Raw genomic sequence first — 16,004 nt, forward strand, 5'->3', positions numbered from 1 at the left:
CGTGACGACGACGCTGCAGCCGAGTCCGGCGGATACCGCATCCAACCGCACACCGTGGATGCATCTGTTGCATCCGGCGTTCCGGATTGCGTTGCGGTGGCTCTACATCGGTGCGGTGACGGTCATCGCGTTCCACAGGTCGCTGGCGAACGTCGTCGAGGTCACGTTCGACGGCGGCATGGGCGGCTACGTATGGACAGTGCCGCTCGCGGCAATCCTCGCCGCCGTCAGCGTCGCACGGCGCGAACGCACCGAGCTGCCGATCCATGACCGTCAAACCGACATCATCGTCGGGACAATGGGTTTGGTGCTCGCCATGATGATCCAGGGCGTGCTGCTGGCGCGTTATGCGCTTTATTTCCACCTGCTGCGGCTCGACCTGGTGGCGCTCTGGCTGTTCTTGGTGAGTTCGGCGGTGGTGCTGTTCGGCCTTCGTCCGGTGACGCGGTTCGTGTGGGTATGGCTGCTGCTGCTGATGATCTTCCCGCTGCCCTACTACCTGACTGTCATCGTCCTGGGCGGCTCTCATGTCGCCGGCGGAGCCGCGACGCTGATCATCGCCGCGTTCGCCACCGCGATCGGCGTCGGCCGCACCGTTCGGCGAGCGGTGATCGGCTCGACCCTCGCATGGGGTGTCGGCTTCGCGGTGCTCATCGTCATGGCGGTGTTCTACCCCGATGCGCCATTGCTTGCCTACCAACTGATTCCGGTGGTGACAGCGATTTCGCTCGTCGGCGTGGTGTTGTTCTTGCATCGCCGGCGCGGCAAAGAGAAGCGCTTCTTGGAGCGCAAGATCGAACCCTTGGCGGCGGGTCAGGTGTGGGTCGGCCTGCCGGTGCTGTTCGCGGTGGCGCTGGCGGTGTCCACCATGAAGTTGCCGACGTCACCGGCGCCGCCGACCACCGAGATCAGCTCGATGACGTTCGCCAACGCTCCGCTCGTGCCCACCGGATGGAAGCTCACCGAGCAGGAGCACTTCACCTGGATTCGGCGGCTGTACGGCAAGTCGGCGAACGTCACCCGGCAGTGGATGCAGGCGACGTCGGGAAATCCGAAGTGGGACAAGTTCGGACGACCCCGGACGGTCGTCGTGGACAGCGTCGTGACCAGGCGCCCGATGTCGTTCGAGGTGTACCCCACCACCTTGCTCTACGACCTCACCGACACCCGGCTCAGTCCGCCGCGCACCGTGGATCTCGGTTACGGCGTCACCGGTCAGCTGGTCTCGGTCGTCGACGACAAACTTCTGGTGAGCTGGAACTCGTTGTCGTGGACGTGGCGTAATCCCCGTGAAGCGCAGCGCATCGTCGTGCTGTCGGTGGACAACCACGAGCCCGACGCGCCGTTTCCCACTCCCACCGGCGGAACCGTCTCGACGTTGAACTCGATGTTCACGATTCTGTTCCGCGGCAACTCGGCGGTCAGTGACCGCAACCCCGTGTTCAAGGACGCTGACATGCTGACCGCGTTCGGTCGGGCGCTGGTGAAAGACAAGCTGCGAGCCCAAACGTTATGACCATCGAATCCCATAGCCATTACGACACCTTCTCCAGTGCCGAGCGGGAACACGCGCTGCACCGGGCGATCAACGGGCTGCGCGAAGACGACCCGATTCATTCGGCCGCCGAAGCGGTTTCAGGGTGGCAGCGGCCGGCCCTCGTCATCCTTCTGGTGACCGTCATCGGTTTCGTCGTCTGGAAACCGATGCAAACCGCGGTCGCGGTGGTGGGACTGTGCACGTTGGCCTATGTGTGCACGATGGTCGACCGGGTCGCGATTTTCCGGCGCGGCTTGGCGTCGCGGCCCATCGTAGTGACCGACGAAGAGGCGCGGGCCATCCCGGACGCGGACCTGCCGCCCTACACGATCCTGGTGCCGGCCTACAACGAGCCCGAAGTGGTGGGCAATCTGATCGGAGCGATAGGGGCGCTGGAGTACCCGCGCGAGAAGCTGCAAGTGCTGCTGTTGCTGGAAGCCGACGACCACGTCACGATCGCGGCGGCAAAGAGTTGCGGTGAATCCCAGGCGATCACGATCATCCTGGTGCCGCCCGCCGAACCGCGTACCAAGCCGAAGGCGTGCAACTACGGGCTGCACTTCGCCACAGGTGAGATCGTCACGATCTACGACGCCGAGGACCATCCCGAGCCGCTGCAGTTGCGGCGGGTGGTGGCCGCCTACAACGCCTTACCGGACAATGTCGCGTGTGTGCAGGCGAAGCTGGCTTATCACAACGGCCACCAGAATCTGCTGACCGGCTGGTTCACCGCCGAATACGGGCTGTGGTTCGGCTACTTGCTGCCGGGCCTCATGCGAACGAATTCGCCTATCCCGCTGGGCGGTACGTCCAACCACATCCTGGCGCCGGTGCTCGACAAGATCGGTGCATGGGACCCGTTCAACGTCACCGAAGACGCGGACTTGGGGCTGCGCATCGCAGCCTCTGGCTACCAGACGGCCGTCGTCGACTCGGTCACCCTCGAAGAGGCCAACAGCGACCCCATCAATTGGGTGAGGCAGCGATCCCGTTGGTACAAAGGCTATTTGCAGACCTGGCTGGTGCACATGCGCCAGCCCAGGGAGTTGCTGCGGACCATCGGCTGGCGCAGTTTCATCCGGTTCAATCTCGTGGTCGGTGGCACCCCCATTGTCGCGGTGCTCAACCTCGCCTTCTGGTTGATCACGGTGTTGTGGTTCTTGGGCCAGCCCGCAGCCGTCGGCGCCGTCTTTCCCGCATACATCTACTTCCCTGCGTTGTGTGCGTTGGTGCTGGGCAACGCAGCCACGCTGTACATGAATTTCATCGCGCTGCGCGAAGACGATCGCTCTGACCTGATCGTGCCCGCGCTGACGGTCCCGTTGTTCTGGTTGATGATGAGCGTCGCCGCCGCCAAGGGCCTGTACCAGTTGATCCGCAATCCCTCCTACTGGGAGAAGACTTTTCACGGACTCGACCGCCGCGACGACGAGGAACCGCAACCGTGAGAATCGGCTGGCTTACCGGCCGCCGGCTCAAGATCGTCGTCTTCACCGCCGCTTTCGTGGCTTATCTGGCGGTGGGCTACTGGCTGCAGGTGTGTCACGGATTCATCCTCGGCGACGCGCTGTCGCGGGTCTCGGCGGCGCAGAGCGTGCTCTTCAGCCGTGAACCGCACTTGGCGGCGATCGGCTTCATCTTCACGCCGCTGACTGCGATGGTGCAGCTGCCCGCAATCTTGCTCAGCCCGTTGTGGCCCGCGATGACCGAACGGGCCTTCTCAGGGACGATCATGTCGTCGATCTTCATGGCGGGTGCGGTGATTCAGATCTTGTCGATCGGGCTGGACCGCGGACTACCGCGACGGTACTCGCTGGCCATCGCTGCGCTGTTTGCGCTCAACCCGATGATCGTCTTCTACGGATCCAACGGCATGAGCGAAGCCCCGTTCCTTTTCTTCCTGGTATGGGCGGTGCGCCGGTTGATCCTGTGGATGACCGACGACGACGTGCATCACCTCGTTGCCGCCGGCGGTGTCGCGATGGGACTGGCTTACCTCACCCGCTACGACGCGGTCGCATGCATCGCTGCGACAGGTCTGCTGGTGGGTGTCACCACATATCTGCGTGCGCGCCCTGCGCCCCGACTGCGCCGTGCGTTGCTGGACGTGATTCTGGTCAGCGGACCCGGCTTCGCCGCATTCGTCGGGTGGGCGGTGACCAGCTGGCTGATCACCGGCCAGGCGTTCGCCCAATTCAGTTCGCAATACGGCAATTCCGCGATTCTGCAGCAGTCGGGTGGTGCGACGGATGATGTGACCGGGGGACTGCGGTTCGCGCTTGTCTGTACCGCGCTGCTGGCGCCGACCCTGGTGCCGATCGCGGTCTGGGCCGGCGTCGCGCGATGGCGGTGGCGCAACTGGCCGGTGTTGCTGGTGCCGCTGGTGATGTACGGTGCGGCGCTGAGCTTTCAGGCGCTGAGCTACGCGACCGGTTCCACGTTCGGATTCCTGCGGTTCTACATCGTGGCGGTGCCGTTCGCGGCCACGCTGGCACTGCTGGCGGCACCCGAAGGTGTGCTGATGCCCGCGAAGCGGCGCGGGCGGTATGCACCGGCCCAGCCGCCGCCCGTGCCGATCACCCGGCGGTTGCGGTGGGCGTCAGCCGGCGTGGTGGCGGCCTTCGCCGTCGGCATCCCGGTGACCGCGTGGGGGATGAGCCAACCGAAATACGCGCCGCAGGAATACGCACTGGGTGCCGTGCTGTCTCCACAACCGGACAGCGTGACGGCCCGCAAAGCCATCGAGCATCGCATTGCCGCGTCGTTTTCTACCGAGCGCCAGATCGCGGAGTACCTCGACCGGCTGAACCTGCCGGACAGCTCGATCCTCACCGACACCGTCTACGGGTTCGCGATCGTCGCCGCATCGCAGCGGCCCAAGACCTTCGTCGTGCCGTCCGATCCTGACTTCGTCGCGCTGCTCAACGATCCGGTCGGCGGCAATGTCCAGTACATGCTGGCCGTTCCGCCGACCGGCCGCGGCGCCTCGGACGCGTTGAACCTGCGTTACCCGACGCTGTACGACACCGGCGCCGACGTCGCCACGCTGGAACTGGAGGTCCCCAACAACGGTGACAGCCAGCCGACCTGGCGGCTCTACCGGGTGAACAAGCCCGTGCCGGCGAGTTGACGCTCACCGCAGTCTGTTTCGGGTGGTCCGCACCGCCGATGCCGTCGGTGGGCGGCTCGTCGATTTCTCAACTGACATCTACGTTGCCGGTGTAGTGTCCGGGCCACGTCGGGATCAGAAACAGCAGGACGGAGCCGGACGATGGCGGCTGAGTTTGCGGGCAAGATCGAGCTGGATATTCGAGATTCCGAGCCGGACTGGGGGCCGTACGCGGCGCCGACCGCCCCTGCGGGGGCACCCAACATTCTCTACATCGTCTGGGACGACAACGGCATCGCCACGTGGGACTGTTTCGGCGGACTCGTCGAAATGCCGACCATGAGCCGTATCGCGGCACAGGGCGTGCGGCTTTCGCAGTTTCACACCACGGCACTGTGTTCGCCGACGCGGGCGTCACTGTTGACCGGGCGCAACGCGACCACCGTCGGCATGGCAACTATCGAGGAGTTCACCGACGGCTTCCCGAACAGCAACGGACGCATTCCGTTCGACACCGCACTGATCTCTGAGGTGCTCGCCGAGCGCGGCTGGAACACCTACTGTGTGGGCAAGTGGCACCTGACCCCGCTCGAGGAATCGAATCTGGCCGCCACCAAACGTCATTGGCCGCTGTCGCGTGGCTTCGAGCGGTTCTACGGCTTCATGGGCGGCGAAACCGACCAGTGGTATCCCGACCTGGTCTACGACAACCATCCCGTCGCCCCGCCGGCCACTCCCGAAGAGGGCTACCACCTGTCGAAAGACCTGGCCGACAAGACAATTGAGTTTATCCGCGACGCGAAGACGATCGCTGTGGACAAGCCATGGTTCTCCTACGTCTGCCCGGGCGCGGGTCATGCGCCGCATCACGTGTTCAAGGAATGGGCCGACAAGTACGCCGGCACGTTCGATATGGGGTATGAGCGTTATCGCGACATCGTCCTGGAAAACCAGAAAAGGCTGGGCATCGTCCCGCCCGACACCGAGCTGTCGCCGCTCAACCCGTACTCAGATGTCAAGGGCCCCAACGGGGAAGCCTGGCCGCTGCAGGACACCGTGCGGCCCTGGGATAGCCTGGCCGACGAAGAAAAGAAGCTGTTCTGCCGGATGGCTGAGGTATTCGCCGGTTTCCTGTCCTACACCGACGCCCAGCTCGGCCGCATCCTCGATTACCTCGAAGAGTCCGGCCAGCTCGACAACACGATTATCGTGGTGATCTCCGACAACGGCGCCAGCGGCGAGGGCGGCCCGAACGGTTCAGTGAACGAGGTGAAGTTCTTCAACGGATACATCGACACCGTCGAGGAAAGCCTGCGGTTCTACGACAACCTCGGCGGGCCGGACACCTACAACCACTATCCGATCGGGTGGGCGATGGCGTTCAACACGCCGTACAAGCTGTTCAAGCGTTACGCGTCCCACGAGGGCGGCATCGCCGACACCGCAATCATCAGCTGGCCCAACGGAATTCGGGCGCGTGGCGAGGTGCGGGACAACTACGTCAACGTCTGTGACATCACACCTACGGTGTACGACCTGCTCGGCGTCACACCGCCGGACACCGTCAGAGGCATTGCACAGAAGCCACTCGACGGCATCAGCTTCAAAGCGGCACTGGACGATCCGTCTGCAAACACCGGCAAGGACACGCAGTTCTACACGATGCTGGGCACCCGCGGCATCTGGCATCGCGGCTGGTTCGCCAACACCGTGCACGCTGCCACGCCGTCGGGCTGGTCGCACTTCGAGCGGGACCGCTGGGAGCTGTTTCACATCGACGTCGACCGCAGCCAGTGCCACGACCTGTCGTCGCGGGAGCCGGAGAAGCTCGAGGAGATGAAACAGCTCTGGTTCGCCGAAGCGGCCAAGTACAACGGACTGCCGTTGGCCGACTTGAACCTTCTGGAAACCATGACCCGGTGGCGGCCGTATCTCGCCGGCGACAGCAAGAGCTTCACGTACTACCCCAACACCGCCGAAGTGGGAATCGGTGCGGCCGTGGAGATTCGGGGGCAGTCGTTCTCCGTGCTGGCCGAAGTGTCCGTCGACACCACCGGCGCCGAAGGTGTGCTGTTCAAGCAGGGCGGTGCGCACGGCGGGCACGTGCTGTTCGTCCAGGACGGCCGGTTGCACTACGTCTACAACTTCATGGGCGACGAAGAACAGAAGGTCTCGGCACCGGACGCGGTGCCGCTGGGCAGGCACGTCTTCGGTGTCCGCTATGGCCGCGTGGGCACCGTCGAGGGCAGTCACACACCTGTCGGAGAAGTCACGCTCTACGTCGACGAGCAGCCGGTGGCGGCCCGGTCGGAAGTCAAGGCCCACCCCGGCACCTTCGGCCTGGCGGGAGCGAGCCTGTCGGTCGGGCGCAACAGCGGGTCGGCGGTGTCGGCTGCCTACAAGGCGCCGTATGCGTTCACCGGCGGAACTATCGACCAGGTGGTCGTCGACATCTCCGGGCAGCCCTACCAGGATCTGGAGAAGGAGTTGGCGCTGGCGTTCGCGAAGGACTAGAACGACATGCACCGTTCACGATGGCGTGAGCGGCGGAGGTCGGCAGCGGATGCACGCCTTACTCTGGGCACATGCTGACCGAGCTGGTCGAATTGCCCGGCGGGTCGTTCCGGATGGGGTCGACGAGCTTCTACCCCGAAGAGGCGCCCGTCCACACCGCCACTGTCGCCGGGTTCGCGATCGAGCGGCATCCGGTGACGAATCAGCAGTTCGCCGAATTCGTCTCCGCCACAGGGTATTTGACGGTCGCCGAGCAGCCGCTTGATCCTGCGCTGTATCCGGGGGCAGCGGTGGCGGATCTGGTGCCCGGCGCAATGGTGTTCAAGCCCAGCGCCGGCCCCGTCGATCTGCGCGACTGGCGGCAGTGGTGGGACTGGGCGCCCGGGGCGAGCTGGCGCCACCCGTCCGGGCCCGACAGCGACGTCGCCGACAAGCCCGACCACCCCGTCGTACAGATCGCCTACCCGGACGCGTGGGCGTACGCGCAGTGGGCGGGCCGGCGACTGCCCACCGAGGCGGAGTGGGAGTACGCAGCCCGGGCCGGCTCGACGTCGGTGTATCCCTGGGGTGACGAGCCATGCCCCGGCGGCCGGCTGATGGCCAACACGTGGCAGGGCCGCTTCCCCTACCTCAACGACGGCGCCGACGGCTGGGTGGGCACGTCACCGGTCGGCGCGTTTCCGCCCAACGGCTTCGGGCTCGTCGACATGATCGGCAATGTCTGGGAGTGGACCACCACCGAATACTCGTCGCACCACCGGGTCAGCGGTGCGTGCTGTGCACCGTCGAACACCATCCCGTCGGCGGATCCGAGCGTCAACCAGACGCTGAAGGGCGGCTCGCATCTGTGCGCACCCGAGTACTGCCACCGGTACCGCCCCGCCGCCCGCTCTCCGCAGTCCCGCGACACCGCCACCACGCACATCGGGTTTCGGTGCGTCGCAGGCTGACCGTTTAGCCGATTCCTCCAACGGGCAAAGAAGTGCACATGACGCACAGCAACCCCACAGAGAACCACCCTGTCCGCAACGTCGTCGCAGCCGGAACGTCGATCGCCGCCGGTGCATTGCTCTTGGTCACCGGACTGCTGACCTTCTTCCAGGGCGTCTCGGCGGTGGTCAACGACGAGTTGCTGGTGGTCACCGCCGACTACGTGTACAAGTTCAACACCACGGTCTGGGGCTGGATCCACATCGTGCTCGGCATCGTGCTGGCTGCGATAGCCATCGGCCTCATCACCGGCCGGGACTGGGCGCGCGTCGGGGCCATCGTGATCGCGTCGGTGTCGATCGTGGTGATGTTTTTGTGGCTGCCCTACTACCCGGTGTGGTCGCTGGTGGTGATCGCACTGGACGTGATCGTGATCTGGGCTGTCGCGACGTGGGACAGGGGCGCGGGCAGCACCCTCAGATGAGCGCGAGCGTGCGCCGTCGTCCGGGTGGCGGCGGCGCGTCGCTGTGCAAACACGCCCGCTCGCGGGGTGAGGCGGGCAATTTGGCTGCTCGCGGGTCGTCCCCTAGAATCTAGGGGTTGCCTTGGGCAGACCTCGGCTGGCCGCGTTCGCGCTGGTTGGCCCCGCGTGCCCTTCGGTGACGCCAAGACCGCGCACGTTCGGGCTTTCCCTCGGCGTGCACATACCACTGTCGAGGAGATCTTGTGATCCAGCAGGAATCGCGGCTCAAGGTCGCCGACAACACGGGCGCCAAGGAGATCTTGTGCATCCGGGTGCTCGGCGGCTCGTCGCGACGCTACGCCGGCATCGGCGACGTGATCGTCGCGACCGTGAAGGAGGCCATCCCTGGCGCCAACGTCAAGCGCGGCGACGTGGTGCGGGCCGTCGTGGTGCGTACCGCCAAGGAGCGCAGGCGCGCGGACGGCAGCTACATCAAGTTCGACGAGAACGCGGCCGTGATCATCAAGGCCGACAACGATCCACGCGGCACGCGCATCTTCGGGCCCGTCGGCCGCGAGCTGCGCGAGAAGCGGTTCATGAAGATCGTCTCGCTGGCCCCGGAGGTGCTGTAGATGAAGATCCACAAGGGCGACACCGTGCTCGTCATCTCCGGTAAGGACAAGGGCGCCAAAGGCAAGGTGCTCAAGGCGTTCCCGAAAGACAACAAAGTGCTCGTCGAGGGCGTCAACCGGATCAAGAAGCACACCGCCGTCTCCACCAACCAGCGCGGCGCCCGCTCGGGCGGCATCGTCACGCAGGAAGCGCCGATTCACGTCAGCAACGTGATGATCGTCGACTCCGACGGCAAGCCCACCCGCGTCGGCTACCGCATCGACGAAGAGACCGGCAAGAAGGTTCGCGTCTCCAAGCGCAACGGCAAGGACATCCCATGACGACGGTCGAGAAGACCCAGCCCCGCCTCAAACTCCGCTACCGCGAAGAGATCCGTGCCGCGCTGCAGCAGCAGTTCGGCTACGCGAACGTGATGCAGATCCCGGGCATCGTCAAGGTCGTCGTCAACATGGGCGTCGGCGACGCCGCCCGCGACGGCAAGCTGATCAACGGCGCAGTCAACGACCTGGCGCTGATCACCGGCCAGAAGCCCGAGATCCGGCGGGCCCGCAAGTCGATCGCGCAGTTCAAGCTCCGCGAAGGCATGCCGATCGGCGCGCGGGTGACGCTGCGCGGCGACCGGATGTGGGAGTTCTTGGACCGGTTGATCACGATCGCGCTGCCGCGTATCCGCGACTTCCGCGGGTTGAGCCCCAAACAGTTCGACGGCACCGGCAATTACACCTTCGGGCTCACCGAGCAGTCGGTGTTCCACGAGATCGACGTGGACAAGATCGACCGGCCGCGCGGCATGGACATCACCGTCGTCACCTCGGCGACGACCGACGAGGAAGGGCGAGCGCTGTTGCGGGCACTCGGCTTTCCGTTCAAGGAGAACTGATGGCGAAGAAGGCCTTGGTCAACAAGCAACAGCGCAAGCCGAAGTTCAAGGTGCGCGCGTACACGCGGTGCAGCCGGTGTGGCCGTCCGCACGCGGTGTATCGCAAGTTCGGCCTGTGCCGAATCTGCCTGCGGGAGTTGGCGCATGCCGGTCAGTTGCCGGGCGTGCAGAAGAGCAGTTGGTGAAGAGGACGCCGTTATGACAATGACCGACCCGATCGCAGACTTTCTGACGCGTCTGCGCAACGCCAACTCGGCGTACCACGACGAAGTTCGGCTGCCGCACAGCAAGATCAAGGCCAACATCGCCGAGATCCTCAAGAACGAGGGCTACATCGCGGACTACCGCACCGAGGATGCCCGCGTCGGCAAATCGCTTGTGGTGCAACTGAAGTACGGTCCCAGCCGGGAACGAAGCATCGCCGGACTGCGGCGCGTGTCCAAGCCCGGCCTGCGGGTGTACGCCAAGTCCACCAACCTGCCGCGGGTGCTCGGCGGCTTGGGTGTGGCCATCATCTCCACCTCGTCGGGTCTGAAGACCGACCGTCAGGCGGCCCGCGAGGGCGTCGGTGGCGAAGTCCTCGCGTACGTGTGGTGAGGGGGAACGGAACAGATGTCGCGTATTGGTAAGCAGCCGATTCCCGTTCCGGCGGGCGTCGACGTCACGATCGACGGCCAGAACGTCTCGGTGAAGGGACCCAAGGGCGAGCTCGCGTTGCAGGTTGCCGAGCCGATCACCGTGTCACGCAACGACAACGGTGAGATCATCGTCAGCCGGCCGAACGACGAGCGGCGCAACCGCTCGCTGCACGGACTGTCGCGCACGCTGGTGAGCAACCTGGTCACCGGTGTGACGCAGGGCTACACCACGAAAATGGAGATTCACGGCGTCGGCTACCGCGTGCAGCTGAAGGGCAACAACCTCGAATTCGCGCTCGGCTACAGCCATCCAGTGGTGATCGAGGCGCCTGAGGGCATCACGTTCGCGGTGGAAAGCCCGACCAAGTTCTCGGTTTCGGGCATCGACAAGCAGAAGGTGGGCCAGGTCTCGGCGAACATCCGCCGGTTGCGCCGTCCGGACCCGTACAAGGGCAAGGGCGTGCGCTACGAGGGCGAGCAGATCCGCCGCAAGGTCGGAAAGACGGGCAAGTAAATGACGAGTACCGAAAACAAGCACAAGCCGGTCGGCCAGAGCGTGGCCGCTGTCCGGCGTGCCGGGCGGCTGCGCCGCCACGCCAGGCTGCGCAAGAAGCTGTCGGGAACGGCCGAACGCCCCCGCTTGGTGGTGCACCGGTCGTCGCGGCACATTCACGTGCAGCTGGTCAACGACCTCACCGGCACCACGCTGGCCGCCGCGTCGTCCATCGAGGCCGATGTGCGGGCAGTGCAGGGCGACAAGAAGGCTCACAGCGTGCGGGTGGGGCAGTTGATCGCCGAGCGCGCCAAGGCTGCTGGCATCGACACCGTGGTGTTCGACCGCGGCGGCTACACCTATGGCGGCCGGATCGCCGCGCTGGCCGATGCGGCGCGAGAAGGCGGGCTGAAGTTCTGATGACTTTGACTTTCGACGAAGGGACAGCATGATGGCCGAGCAGGCGGGTGGCCCGCCGGTATCCGAGGGCCGCACCGAAACTCGCGACCAGCGCGACGGGCCCCGCGAGGGGCGCGGCCGCCGCGAGGGCCGTGGCCGCGACGGCGGCGAGAAGAGCAACTACCTCGAGCGCGTCGTCGCGATCAACCGCGTGTCCAAGGTGGTCAAGGGCGGCCGCCGGTTCAGCTTCACCGCGCTGGTGATCGTCGGCGACGGCAACGGGATGGTCGGTGTCGGCTACGGCAAGGCCAAAGAGGTGCCGGCCGCGATCGCCAAGGGCGTGGAGGAAGCGCGCAAGAACTTCTTCCGGGTGCCGCTGATCGGCGGCACGATCACCCATCCCGTACAGGGCGAAGCCGCCGCGGGCGTGGTGCTGCTGCGCCCGGCCAGCCCGGGTACCGGCGTGATCGCCGGCGGCGCCGCGCGTGCAGTGCTGGAATGTGCCGGCGTGCATGACATTCTGGCCAAGTCGCTGGGCAGCGACAACGCGATCAACGTGGTGCATGCGACGGTGGCCGCGCTGAAGCTGCTGCAGCGTCCGGAGGAAGTGGCGGCCCGCCGCGGTCTGCCGATCGAGGACGTCGCGCCGGCCGGCATGTTGCGTGCTCGGCGCGAGAACGCAGCGCTCGCGGCGTCGGCGGCGCGTGAAGGAACGGCGTGACCATGGCAGACGTTCGAATCACCCAGGTGCGCAGCACCATCGGCGCCCGCTGGAAGCAGCGGGAAAGCCTGCGGACATTGGGCCTGCGGCGCATCCGTCATTCCGTGGTGCGTGAGGACAATCCGCAGACCCGTGGCCTGATCGCGGTGGTGCGCCACCTCGTGGAAGTAGAAGCAGTCGAGGCGAACAAATGACGATCAAGCTGCACGACCTCAAACCCGCACCCGGGTCGAAAACCAAGCGCACCCGCGTCGGCCGCGGTGAGGGCTCGAAGGGCAAGACCGCCGGCCGCGGCACCAAGGGCACCAAGGCACGCAAGAACGTGCCGGTGACATTCGAGGGTGGCCAGATGCCGATCCACATGCGGCTGCCGAAGCTGAAGGGCTTCCGCAACCGCTTCCGCACCGAGTACGCCGTCGTCAACGTCGGCGACATCAACCGGCTGTTCCCCGAGGGCGGCGAGGTCGGCATCGACGAGCTGGTGGCCAAGGGAGCGGTGCGCAAGAACACCCTCGTCAAGGTGCTCGGCGACGGCAAGCTCGGCGTCAAGGTGTCGGTGAGCGCGCACAAGTTCAGCGGCAGTGCCCGCGAAAAGATCACCGCCGCAGGCGGATCCGTCACCGAGCTGTCCTAGCCTCATCGCGCCGAGCGTGCCCGCGCGGCGGTGACGAAACGTCGCGGTAACGAAGCGTTTCCTCACGGCAATCTGCAGAAGTTAGCGTGCCTGCGATGCGAAAGCGAGGTGAGCAACTGTGACGAAAACGGTCCTGGTGACACTCGGCGCGGCAGGGATTGCGGCGATGACGGTTCTGACCGTCGTGTTCGGCAGCAGCCAGCAGGCCAGCGCCGACAACAAGTTCGGCGGCGCCGGCACCACGATCACCCAGTCGACGCCGCCGAGCGTTCCGGAGACCCCGTCGGCTGCGCCTGCGGTGAAGGCCACACCGTACGGCGGCTAGCCACCCGGTTGCGCCGGCTCGCCAGCGCATAGGGTGACGGTATGTTCAGCTTCCTGCCCGGCGTACCCGACCTCGACGACCTGAGATCCCTGAGCCGCAAGGTCGACACGGCCCGGCATCACGGCATCCCGAAGGGCTGCGTGCTGGAACTCGATCTGCAGGCGGTACCGCCGGAGACCGGAGGCTTCGATCCATTGGCGGTGATCACCGGCGGCGGGCGCCCGTTGCTGTTGCGCGAGGCCGTCGCCGCGATTCATCGGGCCGCCGATGACAATCGAGTCAGCGGGCTGATCGCGCGCGTGCAGATCCCGGCCGCACCTGCGGGGCCGATACAAGAACTGCGCGACGCGATCGCGGCGTTCACCGCAGCGAAACCGTCGCTGGCGTGGGCCGAAACATACCCCGGCACACTGGCTTACTACCTCGCGTCGGCGTTTCGCGAGGTGTGGATGCAACCCTCAGGCACCGTCGGGCTGGTGGGGTTCGCCGCCCATGCGCTGTTTCTGCGCGGGGCACTGGAAAAGGCCGGCATCGACGCGCAATTCGTCGCGCGCGGCGAATACAAGTCGGCGGCAAACCTTTTCACTCAAGACAGCTACACCGACGCCCACCGCGAAGCCGACACCCGACTGGTGGAGAGCCTGCACAGCCAGGTGTGGCAAGCGATCGCAGAGTCGCGCAAGCTCGATGTCGCCGACGTCGACGCGCTCGCCGACCGCGCGCCCCTGCTGCGTGACGACGCGGTCGCCGGCGGGCTGGTGGACCGGATCGGCTTCCGCGACGAGGCATACGCCCGCATCGCCGAGCTGGTCGGCGCCGACACCGACGACCCCGAGAAGGAACCGCCGCGGCTGTATCTCGCCCGCTACGCTCGCACGCAGCGCCCGAGCTTGCCCACGCCGAAAGTGCCTGGGCGCAAAGACAAGCCGACGATCGCCGTCGTCACCGTGGCGGGTGCAATCGTCAGCGGCCGCGGCGGCCCGCGGCCATTGCCGTTGGGATCGAACAGCTCTGGCGGCGACACCATCGCCGCGGGACTGCGCGAGGCCGGTGCCGCCGACGACATCGCCGCTGTGGTGCTGCGCGTCGACAGCCCGGGTGGGTCCGTCACCGGCTCGGAGACCATCTGGCGCGAGGTCAACCGCCTTCGCGGCCAAGGCAAGCCGGTGGTCGCGTCGATGGGCTCGGTCGCCGCTTCCGGTGGGTACTACGTGTCGATGGCCGCCGACGCGATCGTCGCCAACCCCGGCACCATCACCGGCTCGATCGGTGTGGTCACCGGCAAACTCGTCGCTCGCGAGCTCAAGGACAAGCTGGGGGTGCGCTCAGATGCCGTGCGCACTAACGCAAATGCCGACGCCTGGTCCATGGACACCCCTTTCACCGAGGAGCAGCGCGCCCAGGTCGAAGCAGAGGCCGACCTCTTCTACGAGGACTTCGTCAAGCGCGTCGCCGACGGTCGCAACCTTTCGGTCGACGACGTCGACAAGGTGGCTCGCGGCCGGGTGTGGACAGGCGCAGATGCCCTCGACCGCGGCCTGGTCGACGAACTCGGCGGGCTGCGCACAGCAATCCGGCGTGCGAAGATCCTGGCCGGCTTGGACGCCGACGAAGAGGTCCACATCGTCAGTTATCCCGGCGCGTCGTGGCTGGAGTTTCTGCGGCCCCGGCCGTCGTCACAACCCGCCGCCGCGTCGCTACCGGAAGCCGTAGCCGTGGTCCTGGGCCGATCGGTCGCCGGGCTGGTCGACCAGGCCGGGCGCGCCGTCAGCGGCGCCCAGGTGCTGTGGCTGGGGGAGCACCGCTTCTGAGCGCTTGGCTACATCAGCACCGCGCTGACGTAGCTCAGATCCGCGAACGGCGTCATCGCCTCATCTTCGGGGAACTCGAACCCGTTGTCCGCGTAGGCTTCTCGCATCGTCAGGGCTGACACCTGCCACCCCAGCGAGGTGAGGTATTCGGTGACGTGGCTGCGTTCGCCGTCGTAGATCAGCTCGGAGAAGTCGAAGTCGGGGCCGTACTTCTTCATCCGCTCCTTGATGCGCTGCGACCGTTCGTCGGAGAAGACGTTGGTGCCCGGGATGTGCTCGGTGGCCACCCGACTGCCCGGCACGCTCAACTCGGTGATCGTGTCGAACAGCTTGTCCTGGGCGTCCGGCGGCAGGTAGATCAGCAGCCCCTCGGCGCTCCACGCCGTGGGTGTGCTGGGGTCGAAGCCGTTGTCCAGCAATGCCTTTCGCCAGTCGTCGCGCAGGTCGATGGCGACGGGGGGGTGGCCGGCCGTAGGCTGGGCGCCCAATTGCGCCAGCGTCCTGGTCTTGAAGTCGATGACCTCCGGCTGGTCCACCTCGTAGACCACTGTGCCGTCCGGCCACGGCAGCCGGTATGCCCGCGCATCAAGCCCGGCGGCCAGGATCACGGCTTGACGCACACCGGCGGCGCCGGCGTCGGTGAACACGTTGTCGAAGAACCGCGTGCGCACGGCGATGCCCTCGGCGGAGCGCCGGACGCTGAACTGCGGGTCCACTTCCGACAGGTCGATCTCGCCGTCGAGCACCTGGTTGAAGTAGCGATGGCCGACCGCTCGCACCAGCGGCTCGGCGTACGGGTCGTCGATCAGGCGCTCACGCGTGCCCAGCGCACGCTGCGTCGCGACCATCGTCGCGGTGGCGCCCACGCTCGTGGTCAAATCCCAGGTGTCGTTGTCGGTTCTGGCCATGGCTGCTCC

Annotated in this window: 19 protein-coding genes; 18 read left to right on the forward strand and 1 reads right to left on the reverse strand. The window is 66.1% G+C overall.

Features of this window, described 5'->3' with window-relative positions:
• Window position 1 precedes the first annotated feature (1 nt).
• The 18 genes from AC5Y39_RS13080 (at window position 2) to sppA (ending at window position 15,087) form a co-directional block, all read left to right on the forward strand.
• Complete coding sequence (locus AC5Y39_RS13080; RefSeq protein ID WP_500020211.1) at window positions 2–1,516, forward strand: hypothetical protein; 1,515 nt, start codon at window positions 2–4, stop codon at window positions 1,514–1,516.
• The gene (locus tag AC5Y39_RS13085; protein WP_500020209.1) at window positions 1,513–2,985 is read left to right on the forward strand and encodes a glycosyltransferase; all 1,473 of its coding nucleotides are present in this window, start codon (window positions 1,513–1,515) and stop codon (window positions 2,983–2,985) included. The genes AC5Y39_RS13080 and AC5Y39_RS13085 overlap by 4 nt, the downstream gene beginning before the upstream one ends.
• Entirely contained in the window at window positions 2,982–4,667 is a 1,686-nt protein-coding gene (locus AC5Y39_RS13090; protein ID WP_500020207.1) for a glycosyltransferase family protein, read from the forward strand. The genes AC5Y39_RS13085 and AC5Y39_RS13090 overlap by 4 nt, the downstream gene beginning before the upstream one ends.
• A 141-nt stretch (window positions 4,668–4,808) precedes the next feature.
• Window positions 4,809–7,160 carry an arylsulfatase gene (locus AC5Y39_RS13095; RefSeq protein WP_500020205.1) on the forward strand — a complete coding sequence of 784 codons (2,352 nt, stop codon included), beginning with the start codon at window positions 4,809–4,811 and terminating at the stop codon, window positions 7,158–7,160.
• 71 nt (window positions 7,161–7,231) lie between these two features.
• The gene (locus tag AC5Y39_RS13100; protein ID WP_500020203.1) at window positions 7,232–8,110 is read left to right on the forward strand and encodes a formylglycine-generating enzyme family protein; all 879 of its coding nucleotides are present in this window, start codon (window positions 7,232–7,234) and stop codon (window positions 8,108–8,110) included.
• A gap of 38 nt (window positions 8,111–8,148) precedes the next feature.
• Window positions 8,149–8,574, forward strand: a complete 426-nt coding sequence (locus AC5Y39_RS13105) for a DUF7144 family membrane protein (RefSeq protein ID WP_500020201.1) — start codon at window positions 8,149–8,151, stop codon at window positions 8,572–8,574.
• Window positions 8,575–8,816: 242 nt separating this feature from the next.
• Window positions 8,817–9,185: a 50S ribosomal protein L14 gene (rplN, locus tag AC5Y39_RS13110; protein WP_499912249.1), complete on the forward strand. Its 369-nt coding sequence runs from the start codon at window positions 8,817–8,819 to the stop codon at window positions 9,183–9,185.
• Window positions 9,186–9,506, forward strand: coding sequence for a 50S ribosomal protein L24 (rplX, locus tag AC5Y39_RS13115; protein ID WP_499912247.1), 321 nt, complete (start codon window positions 9,186–9,188; stop codon window positions 9,504–9,506). It begins immediately after the preceding gene.
• Window positions 9,503–10,066 (forward strand): 50S ribosomal protein L5, encoded by a 564-nt coding sequence (rplE, locus tag AC5Y39_RS13120; protein WP_500020199.1) that lies wholly within the window; start codon window positions 9,503–9,505, stop codon window positions 10,064–10,066. The genes rplX and rplE overlap by 4 nt, the downstream gene beginning before the upstream one ends.
• Complete coding sequence (locus tag AC5Y39_RS13125) at window positions 10,066–10,251, forward strand: type Z 30S ribosomal protein S14 (RefSeq protein ID WP_500020197.1); 186 nt, start codon at window positions 10,066–10,068, stop codon at window positions 10,249–10,251. Before rplE ends, AC5Y39_RS13125 begins: the two co-directional genes overlap by 1 nt.
• 13 nt (window positions 10,252–10,264) lie before the next feature.
• Entirely contained in the window at window positions 10,265–10,663 is a 399-nt protein-coding gene (gene rpsH / locus AC5Y39_RS13130; protein ID WP_499912241.1) for a 30S ribosomal protein S8, read from the forward strand.
• Between the two features lie 15 nt (window positions 10,664–10,678).
• Entirely contained in the window at window positions 10,679–11,218 is a 540-nt protein-coding gene (gene rplF / locus AC5Y39_RS13135) for a 50S ribosomal protein L6 (protein ID WP_500020195.1), read from the forward strand.
• Window positions 11,219–11,617, forward strand: coding sequence for a 50S ribosomal protein L18 (rplR, locus tag AC5Y39_RS13140; RefSeq protein WP_500020193.1), 399 nt, complete (start codon window positions 11,219–11,221; stop codon window positions 11,615–11,617).
• 31 nt (window positions 11,618–11,648) lie between these two features.
• Window positions 11,649–12,317, forward strand: a complete 669-nt coding sequence (rpsE, locus tag AC5Y39_RS13145; protein WP_499912234.1) for a 30S ribosomal protein S5 — start codon at window positions 11,649–11,651, stop codon at window positions 12,315–12,317.
• Between the two features lie 2 nt (window positions 12,318–12,319).
• Complete coding sequence (gene rpmD, locus AC5Y39_RS13150) at window positions 12,320–12,511, forward strand: 50S ribosomal protein L30 (protein ID WP_499912232.1); 192 nt, start codon at window positions 12,320–12,322, stop codon at window positions 12,509–12,511.
• Window positions 12,508–12,951 (forward strand): 50S ribosomal protein L15, encoded by a 444-nt coding sequence (rplO, locus tag AC5Y39_RS13155; protein ID WP_500020191.1) that lies wholly within the window; start codon window positions 12,508–12,510, stop codon window positions 12,949–12,951. The genes rpmD and rplO overlap by 4 nt, the downstream gene beginning before the upstream one ends.
• Window positions 12,952–13,069: 118 nt before the next feature.
• The gene (locus AC5Y39_RS13160) at window positions 13,070–13,276 is read left to right on the forward strand and encodes a hypothetical protein (RefSeq protein ID WP_500020189.1); all 207 of its coding nucleotides are present in this window, start codon (window positions 13,070–13,072) and stop codon (window positions 13,274–13,276) included.
• A 41-nt stretch (window positions 13,277–13,317) separates the two neighbouring features.
• The gene (gene sppA, locus AC5Y39_RS13165) at window positions 13,318–15,087 is read left to right on the forward strand and encodes a signal peptide peptidase SppA (protein WP_500020187.1); all 1,770 of its coding nucleotides are present in this window, start codon (window positions 13,318–13,320) and stop codon (window positions 15,085–15,087) included.
• 8 nt (window positions 15,088–15,095) lie between these two features.
• On the opposite strand, the gene AC5Y39_RS13170 is transcribed toward sppA, so the two are convergent.
• Entirely contained in the window at window positions 15,096–15,995 is a 900-nt protein-coding gene (locus AC5Y39_RS13170) for a class I SAM-dependent methyltransferase (RefSeq protein WP_500020185.1), read from the reverse strand.
• Window positions 15,996–16,004 lie beyond the last annotated feature (9 nt).

The organism is Mycobacterium sp. NGS39 (genome assembly GCF_059812765.1).

What these genes read in the sequence shown, in the direction of transcription:
- rplF (WP_500020195.1), top strand. Translation starts at nt 10,679, where the DNA reads ATGTCGCGTATTGGTAAGCAGCCGATTCCCGTTCCGGCGGGCGTCGAC.
- AC5Y39_RS13100 (WP_500020203.1), top strand. Translation starts at nt 7,232, where the DNA reads ATGCTGACCGAGCTGGTCGAATTGCCCGGCGGGTCGTTCCGGATGGGG.
- AC5Y39_RS13095 (WP_500020205.1), top strand. Translation starts at nt 4,809, where the DNA reads ATGGCGGCTGAGTTTGCGGGCAAGATCGAGCTGGATATTCGAGATTCC.
- rplO (WP_500020191.1), top strand. Translation starts at nt 12,508, where the DNA reads ATGACGATCAAGCTGCACGACCTCAAACCCGCACCCGGGTCGAAAACC.
- rpsE (WP_499912234.1), top strand. Translation starts at nt 11,649, where the DNA reads ATGGCCGAGCAGGCGGGTGGCCCGCCGGTATCCGAGGGCCGCACCGAA.
- rpsH (WP_499912241.1), top strand. Translation starts at nt 10,265, where the DNA reads ATGACAATGACCGACCCGATCGCAGACTTTCTGACGCGTCTGCGCAAC.
- rplR (WP_500020193.1), top strand. Translation starts at nt 11,219, where the DNA reads ATGACGAGTACCGAAAACAAGCACAAGCCGGTCGGCCAGAGCGTGGCC.
- sppA (WP_500020187.1), top strand. Translation starts at nt 13,318, where the DNA reads ATGTTCAGCTTCCTGCCCGGCGTACCCGACCTCGACGACCTGAGATCC.
- rpmD (WP_499912232.1), top strand. Translation starts at nt 12,320, where the DNA reads ATGGCAGACGTTCGAATCACCCAGGTGCGCAGCACCATCGGCGCCCGC.
- AC5Y39_RS13125 (WP_500020197.1), top strand. Translation starts at nt 10,066, where the DNA reads ATGGCGAAGAAGGCCTTGGTCAACAAGCAACAGCGCAAGCCGAAGTTC.
- rplX (WP_499912247.1), top strand. Translation starts at nt 9,186, where the DNA reads ATGAAGATCCACAAGGGCGACACCGTGCTCGTCATCTCCGGTAAGGAC.
- AC5Y39_RS13105 (WP_500020201.1), top strand. Translation starts at nt 8,149, where the DNA reads ATGACGCACAGCAACCCCACAGAGAACCACCCTGTCCGCAACGTCGTC.
- AC5Y39_RS13170 (WP_500020185.1), bottom strand. Translation starts at nt 15,995, where the DNA reads ATGGCCAGAACCGACAACGACACCTGGGATTTGACCACGAGCGTGGGC.
- rplE (WP_500020199.1), top strand. Translation starts at nt 9,503, where the DNA reads ATGACGACGGTCGAGAAGACCCAGCCCCGCCTCAAACTCCGCTACCGC.
- AC5Y39_RS13085 (WP_500020209.1), top strand. Translation starts at nt 1,513, where the DNA reads ATGACCATCGAATCCCATAGCCATTACGACACCTTCTCCAGTGCCGAG.